Consider the following 16,139-nt stretch of genomic DNA (forward strand, 5'->3'; position numbering starts at 1 on the left):
ACTGAAATGACGACTATTTTCGATCCGATCAAACTGGGCGACCTCGAGTTGGCCAACCGCATCATCATGGCGCCGCTGACCCGCTGCCGCGCCGACGAAGGCCGCGTGCCAAACGCGCTGATGGCCGAGTACTACGTACAACGCGCCTCGGCCGGCCTGATCCTCAGCGAGGCCACTTCGGTCACGCCGATGGGCGTCGGCTACCCGGACACCCCGGGTATCTGGTCCAACGATCAAGTGCGTGGCTGGGCCAACGTGACCAAGGCGATCCACGGCGCGGGCGGCAAGATTTTCCTGCAACTGTGGCACGTTGGTCGGGTTTCCCACGCTTTGTACCTGAACGGCGAAGCGCCGGTCGCACCGAGCGCCATCCAGCAAAAAGGTCACGTCAGTCTGGTTCGCCCACTGGCCGACTACCCTACCCCGCGCGCCCTGGAAACCGCTGAAATCGCCGACATCGTCGACGCTTACCGCGTCGGGGCCGAGAACGCCAAGGCGGCCGGTTTCGACGGTGTGGAAATCCACGGCGCCAACGGTTACCTGCTCGACCAGTTCCTGCAAACCAGCACCAACCAGCGCACCGACAACTACGGCGGTTCCGTGGAAAATCGTGCGCGTCTGTTGCTGGAAGTGACCGATGCCGCGATCGAAGTCTGGGGCGCGGGCCGCGTGGGTGTCCACCTGTCACCCCGTGCCGACCTCCATGACATGGGCGACGACAACCTGTCCGAGACCTTCACTTACGTCGCTCGCGAACTGGGCAAACGTGGCATCGCCTTCATCTGCTCCCGCGAGAAAGAAGATGGCGACAGCCTGGGTCCACAATTGAAAGAAGCATTCGGCGGCCCGTACATCGTCAACGAACGCTTCACCAAGGACAGCGCCAACGCCTGGCTGGCGAGCGGCAAGGCTGATGCGGTGGCCTTCGGTGTGCCGTTCATTGCCAACCCGGACCTGCCGGCACGTTTGAAGGCCGATGCGCCGCTGAACGAAGCGCGTCCGGAACTGTTCTATGCCAAAGGGCCGGTCGGTTATATCGACTACCCGGTGATGTAAGCTTCAACATTGAAATGAAAAACCCCCGATTCGAAAGAGTCGGGGGTTTTTATTATTCATAACTACCACACCCAAACCAACTTATCGCAACCTTATTTACAGCAACCCTTCCAACCCAACAATAACAATTAGAAAAAATATTAACTATCAAACAAACCCACCAACATCGATACTCAACCCGCCGCAACTACCCCCTGACAAAGATAATCAACAACACATACATCTCATCAAAAGGAATTGATATGAGTAACGACCGCACTGGATCTTCTGAGCAGTACCACGAGAATGGACGATCACCAGAAAGCTATAGGTGGGAGCACGAGCGAAAAGAAGCAGAACGTAAAGAAAGGGAGATCAACGACGAGAATGAACGTCTAGACAATGAACAAAAGGAAATTAACGCTGAAATTGAAAAGCGTAAAAATGCGCACTGGAAACAATTTAGCCAAAGCAATAATGAAATAAGGTTATTGACCTTCGTCCATAACAATACTGATGAAACGATCCAGCTGATTGATACAGACTTCGAAGTCGAGGATATGTCCGAATGTGACATTCCGCCCTACTCAATCGCCACGATGGATACAAAGAAGAACTTTAACTCCAACAGACTTTCAGCTGTTACTGGCCGTGACCAAACGTTTATCAAGAAGTTTTTCACTTATGGCGCAGGCGACATGAAATGTCGTTTTGATACAAGCATGGTAGTGAAGGTTTCGTTCGGTATTATTGCGACCACATTGACACCGACCTGGAACCATCAGACACGCTCCATAGGCCGCAAGAAACTGGTATGCACATCCCGATTGAGAGCGAACGCACCCAAAACGCCATACAGCTACTGCCTGGATATCCATATCGGAGAAGAGTAGTCGCCCATCCAGTAACGCTGCCTGCCTCGTACATCGAGTAGAACCTGAACAACCTTCAAAAAACAGGATGCCGTTGGTTGGCCGCACGGCACCCTCGAAAACGGGGTCGTTCACACTCATTCACACACTCGACACAAAAACCCTACAAAATACGTAGCTCGCTACCTATCAACCGGGCGAACGTACGTATATAAAAGCACCCCATTACAGAAAGGCGAGCGAAGCAGGGATATTCCCCGCTTCAAGTCTTGACACAAACGGATCCAACTACGCATTTTGTTTCATTTGCGCAGGCTTGGGCTCAAGCGCAGCATATCCAACCCTGTATCGGCCAAACGCTCGGCGTCGATGTGCAGTTCAAAGCTGTCGGGCGCCAACAGCCACTGATACAGGATGCCGTCGATGTACGCATGCAGGCTGATGGCTGCGCGGGCCGTATCGAGGTTTTCCGGTAACTGCCCCCGATTGACCGCATTACTCAGCGCCAGGGCGATTCGCACATTGCAATCAAGGCTTACCTCTCGACGCTGCTGGCGCAGGTCGCACATTTCATCGGTGAATTCGCACTTATGAAACAGAATCTCATTGATGCGTCGGGTTTTCGGATCCAGGGCAACTTGATGAAACAAATGAATCAGCAGCTTGCGCATGCAGCCGAGGGGATCGAGTTCATCTTCGCTTTCACTGGCCTTGGCCATTTCATCCAGCGGCTCTTGCAAGGTATCAAGCATGGCCTGCACCAGATCCGCCTTGTTGCTGAAATGCCAGTAGATGGCCCCGCGCGTGACCCCGGCCAGGGTAGCGATATCCGCCAGTGTCGTACGCGCCACGCCCCTTTCGTAAAAGGCTTTTTCTGCCGCTTCCAGTATCTGGCTGCGGGTTTCTTGAGCTTCCTCTTTGGTGCGACGGACCATGGCAGTACAACCTCAATCAGGATGCTTCAGCGATGTCTGAACATCCGCTGAATAAAAGTGGGGCGAGCGTTCTTGGGCGTCGTCCCCGGCCTACAATTCGAACCCTTGAACGGCTTTTGTAACGGTGTGGATACGCGGCCAAGGTATTTACAAACAACCATGAACGTAAGTATATTCCTTAGCAAGCTACTTATCCACTCAGCGCACATTTTTTACCTTTCCACATTTCTAGTGCGCAATTTGCGCGCCTGACCCGAGGATTTTCATGCAATTCAAGCCAGCTGTTACCGCTCTGGTCACCGCCCTCGCCTTGGCATCGCTGCTCAGCGGATGCAAAAAGGAAGAGGCGGCACCTGCCGCACCACCCCCTCAGGTCGGCGTCGTTACTCTGCAACCTCAAGCCTTCACCCTGACCTCCGAGCTTCCGGGCCGTACCAGCTCGTACCGCATCGCCGAAGTTCGCCCTCAGGTCAACGGCATCATTCTCAAGCGCCTGTTCAAGGAAGGCGGCGACGTCAAGGCCGGCCAGCAGCTGTATCAGATCGATCCGGCGGTTTATGAAGCCACCCTGAAAAGCGCCGAAGCCAACCTGCAACAGACCAAATCGATCTCCGACCGCTACAAGCAGTTGGTCAGCGAACAGGCTGTGAGCCGTCAGGAATACGACACGGCCCTGGCCAACCGGTTGCAATCGGAAGCCGCCCTGCAAAGCGCCCAGATCAATGTGCGCTACACCAAGGTTTACGCGCCACTCTCCGGCCGCATCGGCCGCTCGACCGTGACCGAAGGCGCGCTGGTCACCAGCGGCCAGGTCGACGCGATGGCGGTGATTCACCAACTGGACCCAATCTACGTCGACGTGACCCAGTCTTCGGTAGAGCTGCTGGAACTGCGCCGCGAACTGGAAAGCGGTCGTCTGCAAAAATCCGGCGACAACGCGGCCAAGGTCAAGCTGACCCTCGAAGACGGCAGCCAGTACAAACAGGAAGGCAAGCTCGAGTTCTCGGAAGTCTCGGTGGACCAGACCACCGGTTCCGTGACCTTGCGTGCGGTATTCCCGAACCCTGACCACACCCTGCTGCCAGGCATGTTCGTACACGCCCAATTGCAGGCCGGTGTGAACAGCGCAGCGATCCTCGCGCCGCAACAAGGCGTGACCCGTGATCTCAAAGGCACCCCGACCGCGCTGGTCGTCGGACCGGACAACAAGGTCGAACTGCGTCAGCTCAAGGCCAGCCGCACTGTCGGTAGCCAGTGGCTGATCGAAGACGGTCTGAAGGCCGGTGATCGACTGATCACCGAAGGGCTGCAATACGTCAAACCTGGCGTTGAAGTAAAAGCCACTGAAGCGACTAACGTTGGCGCAAAGAACCCTGCCCCCGCAAAAGTAGCTGACAAGGCTTCCAGCGGCAAAGGGGAGTAAACCATGTCCAGATTTTTTATCGACCGTCCGATTTTCGCCTGGGTAATTGCCCTGGTGATCATGCTGGTCGGGGCACTATCGATCCTCAAACTCCCGATCAACCAATACCCGAGCATTGCGCCTCCGGCCATCGCGATCCAGGTGACCTACCCGGGCGCGTCCGCACAAACCGTGCAGGACACCGTAGTACAGGTGATCGAGCAACAGCTCAACGGTATCGATAACCTGCGTTATGTCTCGTCGGAAAGTAACTCCGACGGCAGCATGACCATTACCGCGACCTTCGAGCAGGGCACCAACTCCGATACCGCGCAGGTTCAGGTCCAGAACAAACTGAACCTGGCCACCCCGCTGCTGCCGCAAGAAGTGCAGCAACAGGGTATCCGCGTGACCAAGGCAGTGAAAAACTTCCTGATGGTGATCGGCGTGGTGTCGCGCGACGGCAGCATGACCAAGGACGACCTGTCCAACTACATCGTGTCGAACATGCAGGACCCGATCTCGCGGACCGCCGGTGTCGGTGACTTCCAGGTCTTCGGTGCGCAGTACGCAATGCGGATCTGGCTCGACCCGGCCAAGTTGAATAACTTCAACCTGACCCCGGTGGACGTGAAAACCGCCATCGCGGCGCAGAACGTCCAGGTATCGTCCGGCCAACTCGGTGGTTTGCCTGCTGTCGCCGGCCAACAGCTGAACGCGACGATCATCGGCAAGACCCGCCTGCAGACCGCTGAGCAATTCAAGGCGATCCTGCTCAAGGTCAACAAGGACGGCTCGCAAGTGCGTGTCGGCGACGTGGCGGATGTCGGTCTGGGCGGTGAAAACTACTCGATCAGCGCCCAGTTCAACGGCAGCCCGGCCTCCGGTCTGGCGGTAAAACTGGCCAACGGTGCCAACGCCCTCGACACTGCAAAAGCCCTGCGCAAGACCATCGAAACCCTCAAGCCGTTCTTCCCGGAAGGGATGGAAGTGGTGTTCCCGTACGACACCACGCCAGTGGTGACCGAGTCGATCAAGGGCGTGGTTGAAACCCTGGTCGAAGCGATCGTGCTGGTGTTCCTGGTGATGTTCCTGTTCCTGCAAAACTTCCGCGCCACCGTCATCACCACGATGACCGTGCCAGTCGTATTGCTGGGTACCTTCGGGATCCTCGCGGCGTTCGGTTTCAGCATCAACACCCTGACCATGTTCGGCATGGTGTTGGCCATCGGCTTGCTGGTGGACGACGCCATCGTCGTGGTGGAAAACGTCGAACGGGTCATGAGCGAAGAAGGCCTGTCACCCAAGGAGGCCACCAAGAAATCCATGGGGCAGATCCAGGGTGCACTGGTCGGTATCGCCCTGGTGCTGTCGGCGGTACTGCTGCCGATGGCGTTCTTCAGCGGTTCCACCGGTGTGATCTACAAGCAGTTCTCGATCACCATCGTCTCGGCCATGGCCCTGTCGGTACTGGTCGCTCTGATCTTCACCCCGGCGCTCTGCGCAACCATGCTCAAGGCGATTCCGAAAGGCGAGCACGGCGTGCCGAAACGCGGCTTCTTCGGCTGGTTCAACCGCAATTTCGACCGTGGCGTCAAAAGCTACGAGCGTGGCGTGGGCAACATGCTCGCGAACAAGGCCCCGTACTTGCTGGCCTACCTCGTCATCCTGGTCGGCATGATCTGGCTGTTCACCCGCATCCCGACTGCGTTCCTGCCGGAAGAAGACCAGGGCGTGTTGTTTGCCCAGGTGCAGACCCCGGCCGGTTCCAGTGCCCAGCGCACGCAAGTGGTCGTGGATGAAATGCGTGAATTCCTTCTGCGTCCGAGCAAGGACGGTGGTGAAGGCGATGCGGTGGCCTCGGTGTTTACCGTGACCGGCTTCAACTTCGCCGGCCGTGGCCAAAGCTCGGGTATGGCGTTCATCATGCTCAAACCGTGGGACCAACGTAACGCCGAAAACAGCGTTTTCAAACTCGCGGCCCGAGCCCAGCAGCACTTCTTCACCTTCCGTGACGCCATGGTGTTTGCTTTCGCACCGCCGGCGGTACTGGAACTGGGTAACGCCACCGGTTTCGACGTGTTCCTGCAGGACCGCGCCGGTATCGGTCACGACAAGCTGATGGAAGCGCGTAACCAGTTCCTCGGCATGGCGGCGCAGAGCAAGGTGCTGTCGCAAGTCCGCCCGAACGGTCTGAACGACGAACCGCAATACCAACTGGAAATCGATGACGAGAAGGCCAGTGCCCTGGGCATCACCCTCACCGACATCAACAACACCCTGTCGATTGCCTTGGGCAGTAGCTACGTCAACGACTTCATCGACCGCGGTCGGGTGAAGAAGGTGTACGTGCAAGGCGAGCCGGGCGCGCGCATGAGTCCTGAAGACGTCAAGAAATGGTATGTGCGCAACAGCGCCGGCACCATGGTTCCGTTCTCGGCGTTCGCCAAGGGTGAGTGGATCTACGGCGCACCGAAGCTGTCGCGTTACAACGGCGTCGAAGCGATGGAAATCCTCGGAGCCCCGGCGCCCGGTTATTCCACCGGTGAAGCCATGCTCGAAGTCGAAGCCCTGGCCAAGAAACTGCCGGCCGGTGTCGGTATTTCCTGGACCGGTCTGTCCTACGAGGAACGGTTGTCCGGTTCGCAAGCGCCAGCGTTGTACGCCCTGTCGCTGCTGATGGTGTTCCTGTGTCTGGCAGCGCTGTACGAAAGCTGGTCGATCCCGATCGCGGTGATGTTGGTGGTGCCGCTGGGGATCATCGGTGCGCTGATGGCGACCAGCCTGCGCGGCCTGTCCAACGACGTGTATTTCCAGGTGGGCCTGTTAACGACCATTGGTCTGGCGGCGAAAAACGCCATTTTGATTGTCGAATTTGCCAAGGAACTGCATGAACAAGGGCGTAGCCTGCGCGATGCCGCGGTTGAAGCCTGCCGGATGCGTTTGCGACCGATCATCATGACGTCGCTCGCTTTCGTCCTCGGTGTGGTACCACTGGCAATTTCCACGGGTGCAGGTTCGGGTAGCCAGCATGCGATCGGTACCGGGGTGATTGGCGGTATGCTCACGGCCACGATCCTGGCGATCTTCTGGGTCCCACTGTTTTTCGTCACCGTGTCGGCCATGGGGCAGCGCAAAACCGCTGACCAGGACGACGCTATTGAACCTTCTAAAGAGGCTGGCTAATGAGCAAGTCGCTACTCTCCCTGGCTGTTGCCGCTTTCGTGCTCGGCGGCTGCTCGCTGATTCCCGATTATCAGCAGCCTGAAGCACCGGTGGCGGGCCAGTACCCGCAAGGTCCGGCGTATTCGTCGGCCCAGGCGCCTGCCCAGACTGCCGCCGAACAGGGCTGGAAGCAGTTTTTCCATGACCCGGCGCTGCAACAGCTGATCCAGGTCGCCCTGGAAAACAACCGTGACCTGCGTGTCGCGGCGCTGAACATCGACGCTTTTGCGGCTCAATACCGCATCCAGCGTGCCGATCTGTTCCCGGCCGTGTCGGCCAACGGCACCGGCAGCCGTCAGCGGGTCCCGGCTCGGGCCTCGCAGACCGGCGAAGCGGGTATCACCAGTTCCTACTCGGCCACGGTCGGCATCAGCGCCTATGAACTCGACCTGTTCGGTCGGGTTCGCAGCCTGAGCGAAGAAGCGCTGCAGAAGTACTTCGCCACTGAAGAAGCGCGCCGCACCACCCAGATCAGCCTGGTGGCCAGCGTGGCCAATGCCTACCTGACCTGGCAGGCCGACAAGGAACTGCTGAAACTGACCCAGGACACCCTGGGTGCGTTCGAGGAGAGCTACAAGCTCACCGCCCGCAGCAACGAAGTGGGTGTCGCCTCGGCGCTGGACCTGGCCCAGTCGCGTACCTCGGTGGAAAACGCCCGCGCGCAAATGGCCAAGTACACCCGTCAAGTCGCCCAGGATGAAAACAGCCTGGTGCTGCTGCTCGGCACTGGCGTCCCGGCCAATCTGCAAGCGGCCAAGCCATTGGCTGACGACCTGCTGAGCGAAGTGCCAGCCGGTCTGCCATCGGACTTGCTGCAACGCCGTCCGGACATCCTTCAGGCCGAATACAACCTGAAAGCCGCCAACGCCAACATCGGCGCGGCACGGGCTGCGTTCTTCCCGAGCATCAGCCTGACGGCCAATGCCGGGTCCCTGAGCCCGGACCTGTCCGGCCTGTTCAAGGGCGGTTCGGGCACTTGGTTGTTCCAGCCGCAGATCAACCTGCCGATCTTCAACGCCGGCAGCCTGCGAGCCAGCCTGGATTATTCAAAAATCCAGAAAGACATCGGCGTGGCGAACTACGAGAAGTCCATTCAAACGGCCTTCCAGGAAGTCGCCGATGGCCTGGCCGCCCGCCAGACCTACACCGATCAGTTGCAGGCCCAGCGTGATTTCGTCACCGCGAACCAGGACTACTACCGTCTGGCCGAGCGTCGCTATCGCATTGGTGTCGACAGCAACCTGACCTTCCTCGATGCCCAGCGCCAGCTGTTCAGTGCCCAACAAGTGCTGATCACTGACCGCCTGGCGCAACTGGTCAGTGCCGTCAATCTGTACAAGGCACTGGGCGGTGGCTGGAACGAGCAGACCGCGAAGAACGAGCCGTTGAAAGAAGAAGCGCCGAAGCTGAAGTTGTTCTGATAGCGCTGTAAAACAAGAAGCCCACCGATTGGTGGGCTTTTTGTTGTCTGCAGGAAAATTGTGGCGCCAGGACTGGCCTCATCGCGAGCAAGCTCGCTCCCACAGGGGATCTAGGGTGAATACAATATTGATGACCAGCAGAGATCAACTGTGGGAGCGAGCTTGCTCGCGATGAGGCCCGAACAGACAACACAAATTCCGAGCCAATCTTACGTTCGATAATCGCCCAAAACCCGCTTTCCCCAATTGAATCGCCCCGCCCATCCCCCGCACCATTCGTCGCACAAGACCAATAACAACAGGTTCGACACCATGCCCCCGCGCCCTGCCCTGTCCGGCTGATCCCGTTCGTTTTTGCCCTGATTTCAGATTTTTGTCTGCAACCCCCACGTTGCGGCAGCGCCCCGTTTCACGCCTAAAAACTAGAGAGACCCGAGCACATGACACCTTCCAGCACGCAATACTTGTTCCCCAGCCTCGTCGCCGTTGCACTGGCCAGTACGGCTCTGCCTGCCATGGCCGAGGAGTCAGGCTTTGTCGAAGGTGCCAAGGTCAACCTGAACCTGCGCAACTTCTACATCAACCGCAACTTCACCAATCCGACCAAAGCTCAGGGCAAGGCAGAAGAGTGGACACAAAGCTTCATCCTCGACGCCAAGTCCGGGTTCACTCAGGGCACCGTCGGGTTCGGCATGGATGTGCTGGGCCTGTACTCGGTGAAACTCGACGGCGGTAAAGGCACGGGCGGTACGCAATTGTTGCCGCTGGATCACGACGGTCGCCCTGCGGACAACTTCGGTCGCACCAACGTGGCGTTCAAGGCCAAGCTGTCGCAGACCGAAGTGAAGGTGGGCGAATGGATGCCGGTGCTGCCGATCCTGCGTTCGGACGACGGTCGTTCCCTGCCGCAAACGTTTCGTGGTGGCCAGATCACCTCGAAGGAAATCAACGGACTAACGCTCTACGGCGGCCAGTTCCGCGCCAACAGCCCGCGCGACGACAGCAGCATGAGCGACATGTCGATGACCGGAAAACCAGCGTTCACCTCCGACCGTTTCAACTTCCAGGGCGGCGAATACGCCTTCAACGAAAAGCGCACCCAGATTGGTTTGTGGAATGCCGAACTCAAGGACATCTACAGCCAGCAGTACGTGAATCTGATCCACAGCCAGCCCATCGGCGACTGGACCCTGGGTGCCAACCTCGGATTCTTCTACGGCAAGGATGACGGCAGCGCCCGAGCCGGCGAGCTGGACAACAAGACCTGGTCAGGCCTGTTCTCGGCCAAATACGGCGGCAACACCTTTTATGTCGGCCTGCAAAAACTCACCGGCGACAACGCCTGGATGCGGGTCAACGGCACCAGCGGCGGCACCCTGGCCAACGACAGTTACAACGCCAGTTATGACAATGCGAAAGAAAAATCCTGGCAGGTACGGCATGACTACAACTTCGTCGCCCTCGGCATTCCCGGCCTGACCCTGATGAACCGCTACATCAGCGGCGACAACGTCCACACCGGCACCATCACCGACGGCAAGGAATGGGGCCGCGAAAGCGAATTGGGCTACACCGTGCAGAGCGGCGCGCTCAAAGACCTCAACGTCAAATGGCGCAACTCGACCATTCGCCGTGACTTCAGCAACAACGAGTTCGATGAGAACCGGTTGATTGTCAGCTATCCGATCAGTTTGTTGTAAACCTCACCACCGCCATCGCGAGCAAGCTCGCTCCCACAGTGATCCGGTTAGAACACAAATCCTGTGTTCACAGAAAATCCCCTGTGGGAGCGAGCTTGGTCTGGGCGGCATTCCGACGATGGCGTCAGATCAAACACTGTAAATCCCGAAGATCACTCCCGCGATTCAACCCCCAACTCATCCCACACCGACTCCGCCAGGTGGAACGTCGCGTTCGCAGCCGGTATGCCGCAGTAGATCGCGCTCTGCATGATCACTTCCTTGATCTCGCCGCGGGTCACACCGTTGTTGGCGGCGGCGCGCAGGTGCAGTTTGAGTTCTTCGTTGCGGTTCATGCCGATCAGCATGGCAATCGTGATCAGGCTGCGGGTATGACGCGGCAGCCCCGGACGGGTCCAGATGTCGCCCCAGGCGTGGCGGGTGATCATTTCCTGAAACTCCGAGTTGAACTCGGTCAGCGCGTTCAGACTACGATCGACATGGGCATCGCCGAGTACGGCACGGCGGACTTTCAGGCCCTCGTCGTAACGTTGTTTCTCGTCCACAACAATCCCCTTAATGAGCTGACAAAAACGTCACTACCCGGTCACTGAACGCAGCACCGGCCTGAACGTTGGACAGGTGCGCAGCATAGAACTCGGCGTACTCGGCGCCCTGCACGTGTTCCTGAATGAAGTGCCCGCCGGACGGCGGCGTGACCGCGTCTTCGGTGCCGGCGATGACGAGCAGCGGCACCTTGATCGAGGACAACTGTTCGCGGAAATCGGCATCGCGCACGGCGGCACAGTTCGCGGCATAACCTTCAGGCGAGGTAGCGGCGAGCATGTCAGTTATCTTCTTCGCGGCAGCAGGATTGGCTTCAGCAAAATCCGCGGTGAACCAGCGCGCAATCGACGCATCACGCAAAGCGACCATGGCGGCCGGACCGTCACGCAGCACGGTTTCAATGCGCGGGTTCCATACCGACGGATCACCGATTTTTGCCGCGGTGTTGCACACCACCAGTTTGTTCAGACGATCGCCAGCGTTGATCCCCAGCCACTGGCCAATCAGCCCACCCATGGACAGACCGCAGAAATGCGCGCGTTCGATGTGCAACGCATCCAGCAGCGCCAGCACGTCATGGCCCAGTAGCTCGATGCTGTATGGCCCCGGCGTGACCAGCGATTTGCCATGGCCACGGGTGTCGAAACGCAGCACGCGGAAATGCTCGGTGAACGCCGCAATCTGCGCGTCCCACATGTGCAGATCAGTGCCCAGCGAGTTGGACAGCACCAGTACCGGCGCATCCGCCGGGCCGTCAAGTTGGTAGTGCAGTTCGCCCTCGGCGAGTTGTACGAAAGCCACAGCAATCTCCTTCAGGCAGTCAACGCAGAATGTTCAGCCACCGCTCGCTCGACCCAGGTATGGGCCTGACCGAGGTAATGGGCGGGGTCCAGCAGACGATCGAGTTCAGCATCCGACAGTTCGGCGGTCACTTGCGGCTCGTCGCCGAGTACCGCTCGCAAATGACGTTGTTCAGTCACTGCGCGCTTGCAGCATTGCTCCAGCAAATGGTGCGCAGTGTCGCGCCCCACTCGTTGAGCGAGGACGATGCTCACTGCTTCGGCGAGCACCAGCCCTTGAGTCAGATCGAGGTTGCGGGCCATGCGCTCGGCGTCCACTTCCAGTCCGTCCGCCACCAGCAACGCTTGTTTCAGGCTGCCGGACACCAGGCAGCAAATCTCCGGCAGGGTTTCCCACTCGGCATGCCACAGGCCCAGGCTGCGCTCGTGTTCTTGAGGCATGGCGCTGAACAGGGTCGAGAGCAAACCGGGTACGCGAGTCGCAGCGCCGATCAGCACCGCCGCGCCCACCGGGTTGCGTTTGTGCGGCATGGTCGAGGAACCGCCCTTGCCCGGCGCTGAAGGCTCGAACACTTCAGCGGCTTCGGTCTGCATCAACAGGCTGATGTCGCGGCCCAGTTTGCCGAGGCTGCCGGCAATCAATCCCAATACCGAGCCGAACTCCACCAAGCGATCTCGCTGGGTGTGCCAAGGTTGATCCGGCAGTGTCAGTTTCAATTCTTCAGCCAGCGCCTGGGCAATCGGCATCGCCTGCTCGCCGAGGGCCGCGAGGGTTCCGGAGGCGCCGCCGAATTGCAGCACCAGCAGTCGCGGCTTGAGTTCCCGCAGACGCTGACGGCTGCGAGTGACAGCGCCCAGCCAACCGGCGATTTTCATGCCGAGGGTGACAGGCGTCGCGTGCTGCAACCAGGTGCGCCCGGCCAGCGGTGTAGCGACGTAACGCTGGGCTTGGGTCGCCAGCGTTTCGCCCAGTTGCGCCAGATCGCTTTCGATCAGCTCCAGCGCGCCACGCAGTTGCAACACCAGACCGGTGTCCATCACGTCCTGGCTGGTAGCGCCCAGATGTACATAGCGCTCGGCTTCGGCGTTGCTGGCCGTGATCTGTTTACCCAGCGCCTTGACCAACGGAATTGCCGAATTGCCGGCCGTGGCAATCGCCTCGCCGAGAGCAGCGAAGTCGTAATGCCCGGCCTGACAGGCCGCTTCAATCGGCGCGACAGCCGTTTGCGGAATCATCCCGACTCGCGCCTCGGCCCGAGCCAGTGCCGCTTCGAAATCAAGCATCGCTTGAACCCGACCCTGATCGCAGAACACCTCACGCATGTCGCGGGCAGTGAAATAGGCATCGAACAATTGATTGCCCGGTCTCTCGTTCATAAACAGTCCCTGGAGGCGTGGGCCGGTCAGGCCCACGGGTAAAGATCAAAGGTCGTTTTCCAAATACTTCGCCTGTTTCGGCAAGCGCAGGCTGAACAGGAACGCCACCGCCATCATCACCGTCACGTACCAGTAGAAGGAGTTTTCCATGCCCCCGGCTTTGAGGCTCAGGGCCACGTATTCCGCCGAACCACCGAAGATTGCATTCGCCACCGCGTAAGCCAGGCCGACACCCAGCGCGCGCACTTCCGGCGGGAACATTTCGGCTTTTACCAGGCCACTGATGGAGGTGTAGAAACTGACGATCGCCAGCGCCACGGTAATCAGCACGAAGGCCAGGAACGGGCTGCTGACGCTTTTCAGGCTCAGCAGGATCGGCACGGTGAATAGCGTCCCGAGGGCGCCGAACCACAGCATCGAGTTACGTCGGCCGATTTTGTCCGCGAGCATGCCGAACAGCGGCTGCATGCACATATAAAGGAACAGCGCGCCGGTCATGATGTAGCTGGCGGTCTTGGCCTGCATGCCAGCGGTGTTCACCAGGTACTTCTGCATGTACGTGGTGAAGGTGTAGAAAATCAGCGAGCCACCGGCGGTATAACCGAGCACGGTAATGAACGCAGTCTTGTGGTCGCGGAACAGCGCACGGATGCTGCCGGCGTCCTTGTTTTCGCGCATTTCCTTGGTGGTGGTTTCCTTGAGCGAACGGCGCAGGAACAGTGAAATCAGCGCCGCGGCCGCACCGACGACAAACGGAATCCGCCAGCCATAGGCACGCAAATCATCCTCAGTGAGGAACTGTTGCAGGATCACCACCAATGACACCGCCAGCAGTTGCCCACCGATCAGCGTCACGTACTGGAACGAGGCGAAGAAACCGCGCTGGCCCTTGAGGGCGACTTCGCTCATGTAGGTCGCGGTGGTGCCGTACTCACCGCCCACCGACAGGCCCTGGATCAAGCGGGCGACCAACAGCATGATCGGCGCCCAGACGCCGATGTCCTTGTAGGTCGGCAGGCAGGCGATGAGCAACGAACCGAAGCACATCATCAGAATCGAGATCAACATCGAATTCTTGCGCCCGTGCTTGTCCGCCACCCGGCCGAAGATCCAGCCGCCGATGGGCCGCATCAGGAACCCGGCGGCGAATACGCCAGCCGTATTCACAAGCTGCACAGTCGGGTTATCGGACGGAAAAAAGGCAGGGGCGAAATAGATCGCGCAGAAGGCGTAGACGTAGAAGTCGAACCATTCGACGAGGTTGCCGGACGAGGCACCGACGATCGCGAAGATCCTTTTGCTGCGCTCTTCACCGGTGTAGTGCGCTGTAGTAGCGGTGTTAGTTGTCATTGTTTTTTACTCAATGGGGACTGTGAGAGTCTAGACACACTTTGCAACAGCCCCGTTCCACAGATAGATCAGCAACACGTACCCCCTGTGGGAGCGAGCTTGCTCGCGATGGCGTCATGTCAGTCGATATCAATGTGACTGATACACCGCTATCGCGAGCAAGCTCGCTCCCACAGGGGTTGCGGTGATCAATCAGTAATCGAAGAACACCGTCTCGGCATCGGTGCCTTGCAGAATCACATTCCACTGGTACACACCGGACGCATCCTTCTTCGCCAACAAGGTGCTGCGGCGTTCAGCCGGCACACACTCCAACAGCGGATCCGACACATTCGCCGGTTCTCCATCAAAATAAATCCGCGTCAGCAAATGCTTCACCAACCCGCGAGCAAACACCAGCACCACCAGATGCGGCGCCTGGGTCGTGCCTTTCAAGCCTTCCACCGTGCCCGGTTTGATCGTGGTGAAACGAAAGCGCCCTTCTGCATCCACCGGCACCCGGCCAAACCCTTCGAAGTTCGGGTCCAGGGGTTTGTCCTGATCGTCTTCGGGGTGGTCGTACTTGCCGGCGGCGTTGGCTTGCCAGACTTCCAGCATCGCGTCGTTGACGACGTCGCCGTTGCCATCGATGACTTGCCCGGTGATCGCCACGCGCTCGCCCAGGGTTTGTTCGACGGTCAGGTCTTCGCGGTTCAGCCAGGTCAAACCGATGTGGTAATACGGCCCGACGGTGTGGGACGTGGTCGCATTCAGCGTCATCTTATTTCTCCATCGGCGTGGCTTCGCGGCCGCGCAAGACGATGTCCCAGCGATAACCGAGGGCATAGGAAGGGATGGTTTTTTCCAGATCAAAACTGGCGATCAAACGCTCTTTGGCGCTGGTGTCCGGTACGCAGTTGTAGATCGGGTCATAGGCCAGCAGCGGATCGCCCGGGAAATACATCTGAGTGACCAGGCGCGTCAGAATGCTCGGCCCGAACAGTGAGAAATGGATGTGCGCCGGGCGCCACGCGTTGTGGTGGTTGCCCCACGGATAGGCGCCGGGCTTGATGGTCTGGAACTGGTACCAGCCATCGGCGTCGGTCACGGTGCGGCCGGTACCGGTGAAATTCGGGTCCAGCGGCGCGTCGTGCAGGTCACGATCATGGTTGTAACGACCGGCAGCGTTGGCTTGCCAGATCTCCACCAGAATGCCCGGCACCGGCAAACCATCTTCATCCAGCACGCGGCCGTGGATGATGATGCGCTCGCCCAATGGCTCGCCCTTGTGCTGGGCGGTCAGGTCGTTGTCCTTCTCCTGCACACGCTCGGCACCGATGGTCGGACCGGTAATTTCCGACAGCGAATGGGGCAAAAACACCAACGGCTTGGACGGCGAGCGACGGTTGGTGGATTGATAGGCCGGGTGCAGGTATTCCGGCTGGGTGCCCTCTTGCGGGCGGCGGTAACCAGGCTTGTCAGTCATGAAGCATTCCT

13 protein-coding genes are annotated in these 16,139 nt (G+C 59.1%); 6 read left to right on the forward strand and 7 right to left on the reverse strand.

What is annotated here, in order from left to right; genetic code table 11:
- The first annotated feature begins 6 nt into the window (after positions 1-6).
- Positions 7-1,056, forward strand: a complete 1,050-nt coding sequence (locus tag ACA079_RS25390; RefSeq protein WP_497701371.1) for an alkene reductase — start codon at positions 7-9, stop codon at positions 1,054-1,056.
- Positions 1,057-1,298: 242 nt separating this feature from the next.
- Positions 1,299-1,928 (forward strand): hypothetical protein, encoded by a 630-nt coding sequence (locus ACA079_RS25395; protein WP_497701372.1) that lies wholly within the window; start codon positions 1,299-1,301, stop codon positions 1,926-1,928.
- Between the two features lie 281 nt (positions 1,929-2,209).
- Here the strand turns inward: ACA079_RS25395 and emhR are convergent, their stop codons facing one another.
- Positions 2,210-2,842, reverse strand: a complete 633-nt coding sequence (emhR, locus tag ACA079_RS25400; protein WP_497701373.1) for an efflux system transcriptional repressor EmhR — start codon at positions 2,840-2,842, stop codon at positions 2,210-2,212.
- A 265-nt stretch (positions 2,843-3,107) separates the two neighbouring features.
- On the opposite strand from emhR, the gene ACA079_RS25405 reads away from it, so the two are divergent.
- The 4 genes from ACA079_RS25405 (at position 3,108) to ACA079_RS25420 (ending at position 10,590) form a co-directional block, all read left to right on the forward strand.
- Complete coding sequence (locus ACA079_RS25405) at positions 3,108-4,265, forward strand: efflux RND transporter periplasmic adaptor subunit (protein WP_497701374.1); 1,158 nt, start codon at positions 3,108-3,110, stop codon at positions 4,263-4,265.
- A gap of 3 nt (positions 4,266-4,268) precedes the next feature.
- Complete coding sequence (emhB, locus tag ACA079_RS25410; RefSeq protein ID WP_497701375.1) at positions 4,269-7,430, forward strand: efflux RND transporter permease subunit EmhB; 3,162 nt, start codon at positions 4,269-4,271, stop codon at positions 7,428-7,430.
- The gene (emhC, locus tag ACA079_RS25415; RefSeq protein ID WP_497701376.1) at positions 7,430-8,890 is read left to right on the forward strand and encodes an efflux RND transporter outer membrane subunit EmhC; all 1,461 of its coding nucleotides are present in this window, start codon (positions 7,430-7,432) and stop codon (positions 8,888-8,890) included. The genes emhB and emhC overlap by 1 nt, the downstream gene beginning before the upstream one ends.
- A 440-nt stretch (positions 8,891-9,330) precedes the next feature.
- Positions 9,331-10,590 (forward strand): OprD family porin, encoded by a 1,260-nt coding sequence (locus ACA079_RS25420; RefSeq protein ID WP_497701377.1) that lies wholly within the window; start codon positions 9,331-9,333, stop codon positions 10,588-10,590.
- A 152-nt stretch (positions 10,591-10,742) separates the two neighbouring features.
- Here the strand turns inward: ACA079_RS25420 and pcaC are convergent, their stop codons facing one another.
- The 6 genes from pcaC to pcaH form a co-directional block, all read right to left on the reverse strand.
- Complete coding sequence (pcaC, locus tag ACA079_RS25425; protein ID WP_008147336.1) at positions 10,743-11,135, reverse strand: 4-carboxymuconolactone decarboxylase; 393 nt, start codon at positions 11,133-11,135, stop codon at positions 10,743-10,745.
- 10 nt (positions 11,136-11,145) lie between these two features.
- Entirely contained in the window at positions 11,146-11,937 is a 792-nt protein-coding gene (gene pcaD / locus ACA079_RS25430; protein ID WP_497701378.1) for a 3-oxoadipate enol-lactonase, read from the reverse strand.
- 11 nt (positions 11,938-11,948) lie between these two features.
- The gene (locus tag ACA079_RS25435) at positions 11,949-13,313 is read right to left on the reverse strand and encodes a 3-carboxy-cis,cis-muconate cycloisomerase (protein ID WP_497701379.1); all 1,365 of its coding nucleotides are present in this window, start codon (positions 13,311-13,313) and stop codon (positions 11,949-11,951) included.
- Positions 13,314-13,358: 45 nt separating this feature from the next.
- A complete protein-coding gene (locus ACA079_RS25440) occupies positions 13,359-14,663 on the reverse strand; it encodes an MFS family transporter (RefSeq protein ID WP_497701380.1) in 1,305 nt (434 codons plus the stop codon).
- A gap of 192 nt (positions 14,664-14,855) precedes the next feature.
- A complete protein-coding gene (gene pcaG / locus ACA079_RS25445) occupies positions 14,856-15,422 on the reverse strand; it encodes a protocatechuate 3,4-dioxygenase subunit alpha (RefSeq protein WP_497701381.1) in 567 nt (188 codons plus the stop codon).
- 1 nt (position 15,423) lies between these two features.
- Positions 15,424-16,128 carry a protocatechuate 3,4-dioxygenase subunit beta gene (gene pcaH / locus ACA079_RS25450; RefSeq protein WP_095128008.1) on the reverse strand — a complete coding sequence of 235 codons (705 nt, stop codon included), beginning with the start codon at positions 16,126-16,128 and terminating at the stop codon, positions 15,424-15,426.
- Positions 16,129-16,139 lie beyond the last annotated feature (11 nt).

This window comes from Pseudomonas sp. LBUM1645 (assembly GCF_059716185.1).

Excerpts from the sequence above, each read along its gene's own strand:
- ACA079_RS25390 (WP_497701371.1), top strand. The coding sequence starts at position 7 with ATGACGACTATTTTCGATCCGATCAAACTGGGCGACCTCGAGTTGGCC.
- pcaH (WP_095128008.1), bottom strand. The coding sequence starts at position 16,128 with ATGACTGACAAGCCTGGTTACCGCCGCCCGCAAGAGGGCACCCAGCCG.
- ACA079_RS25440 (WP_497701380.1), bottom strand. The coding sequence starts at position 14,663 with ATGACAACTAACACCGCTACTACAGCGCACTACACCGGTGAAGAGCGC.
- ACA079_RS25420 (WP_497701377.1), top strand. The coding sequence starts at position 9,331 with ATGACACCTTCCAGCACGCAATACTTGTTCCCCAGCCTCGTCGCCGTT.
- ACA079_RS25435 (WP_497701379.1), bottom strand. The coding sequence starts at position 13,313 with ATGAACGAGAGACCGGGCAATCAATTGTTCGATGCCTATTTCACTGCC.
- emhB (WP_497701375.1), top strand. The coding sequence starts at position 4,269 with ATGTCCAGATTTTTTATCGACCGTCCGATTTTCGCCTGGGTAATTGCC.
- pcaG (WP_497701381.1), bottom strand. The coding sequence starts at position 15,422 with ATGACGCTGAATGCGACCACGTCCCACACCGTCGGGCCGTATTACCAC.
- ACA079_RS25395 (WP_497701372.1), top strand. The coding sequence starts at position 1,299 with ATGAGTAACGACCGCACTGGATCTTCTGAGCAGTACCACGAGAATGGA.
- ACA079_RS25405 (WP_497701374.1), top strand. The coding sequence starts at position 3,108 with ATGCAATTCAAGCCAGCTGTTACCGCTCTGGTCACCGCCCTCGCCTTG.
- emhR (WP_497701373.1), bottom strand. The coding sequence starts at position 2,842 with ATGGTCCGTCGCACCAAAGAGGAAGCTCAAGAAACCCGCAGCCAGATA.
- emhC (WP_497701376.1), top strand. The coding sequence starts at position 7,430 with ATGAGCAAGTCGCTACTCTCCCTGGCTGTTGCCGCTTTCGTGCTCGGC.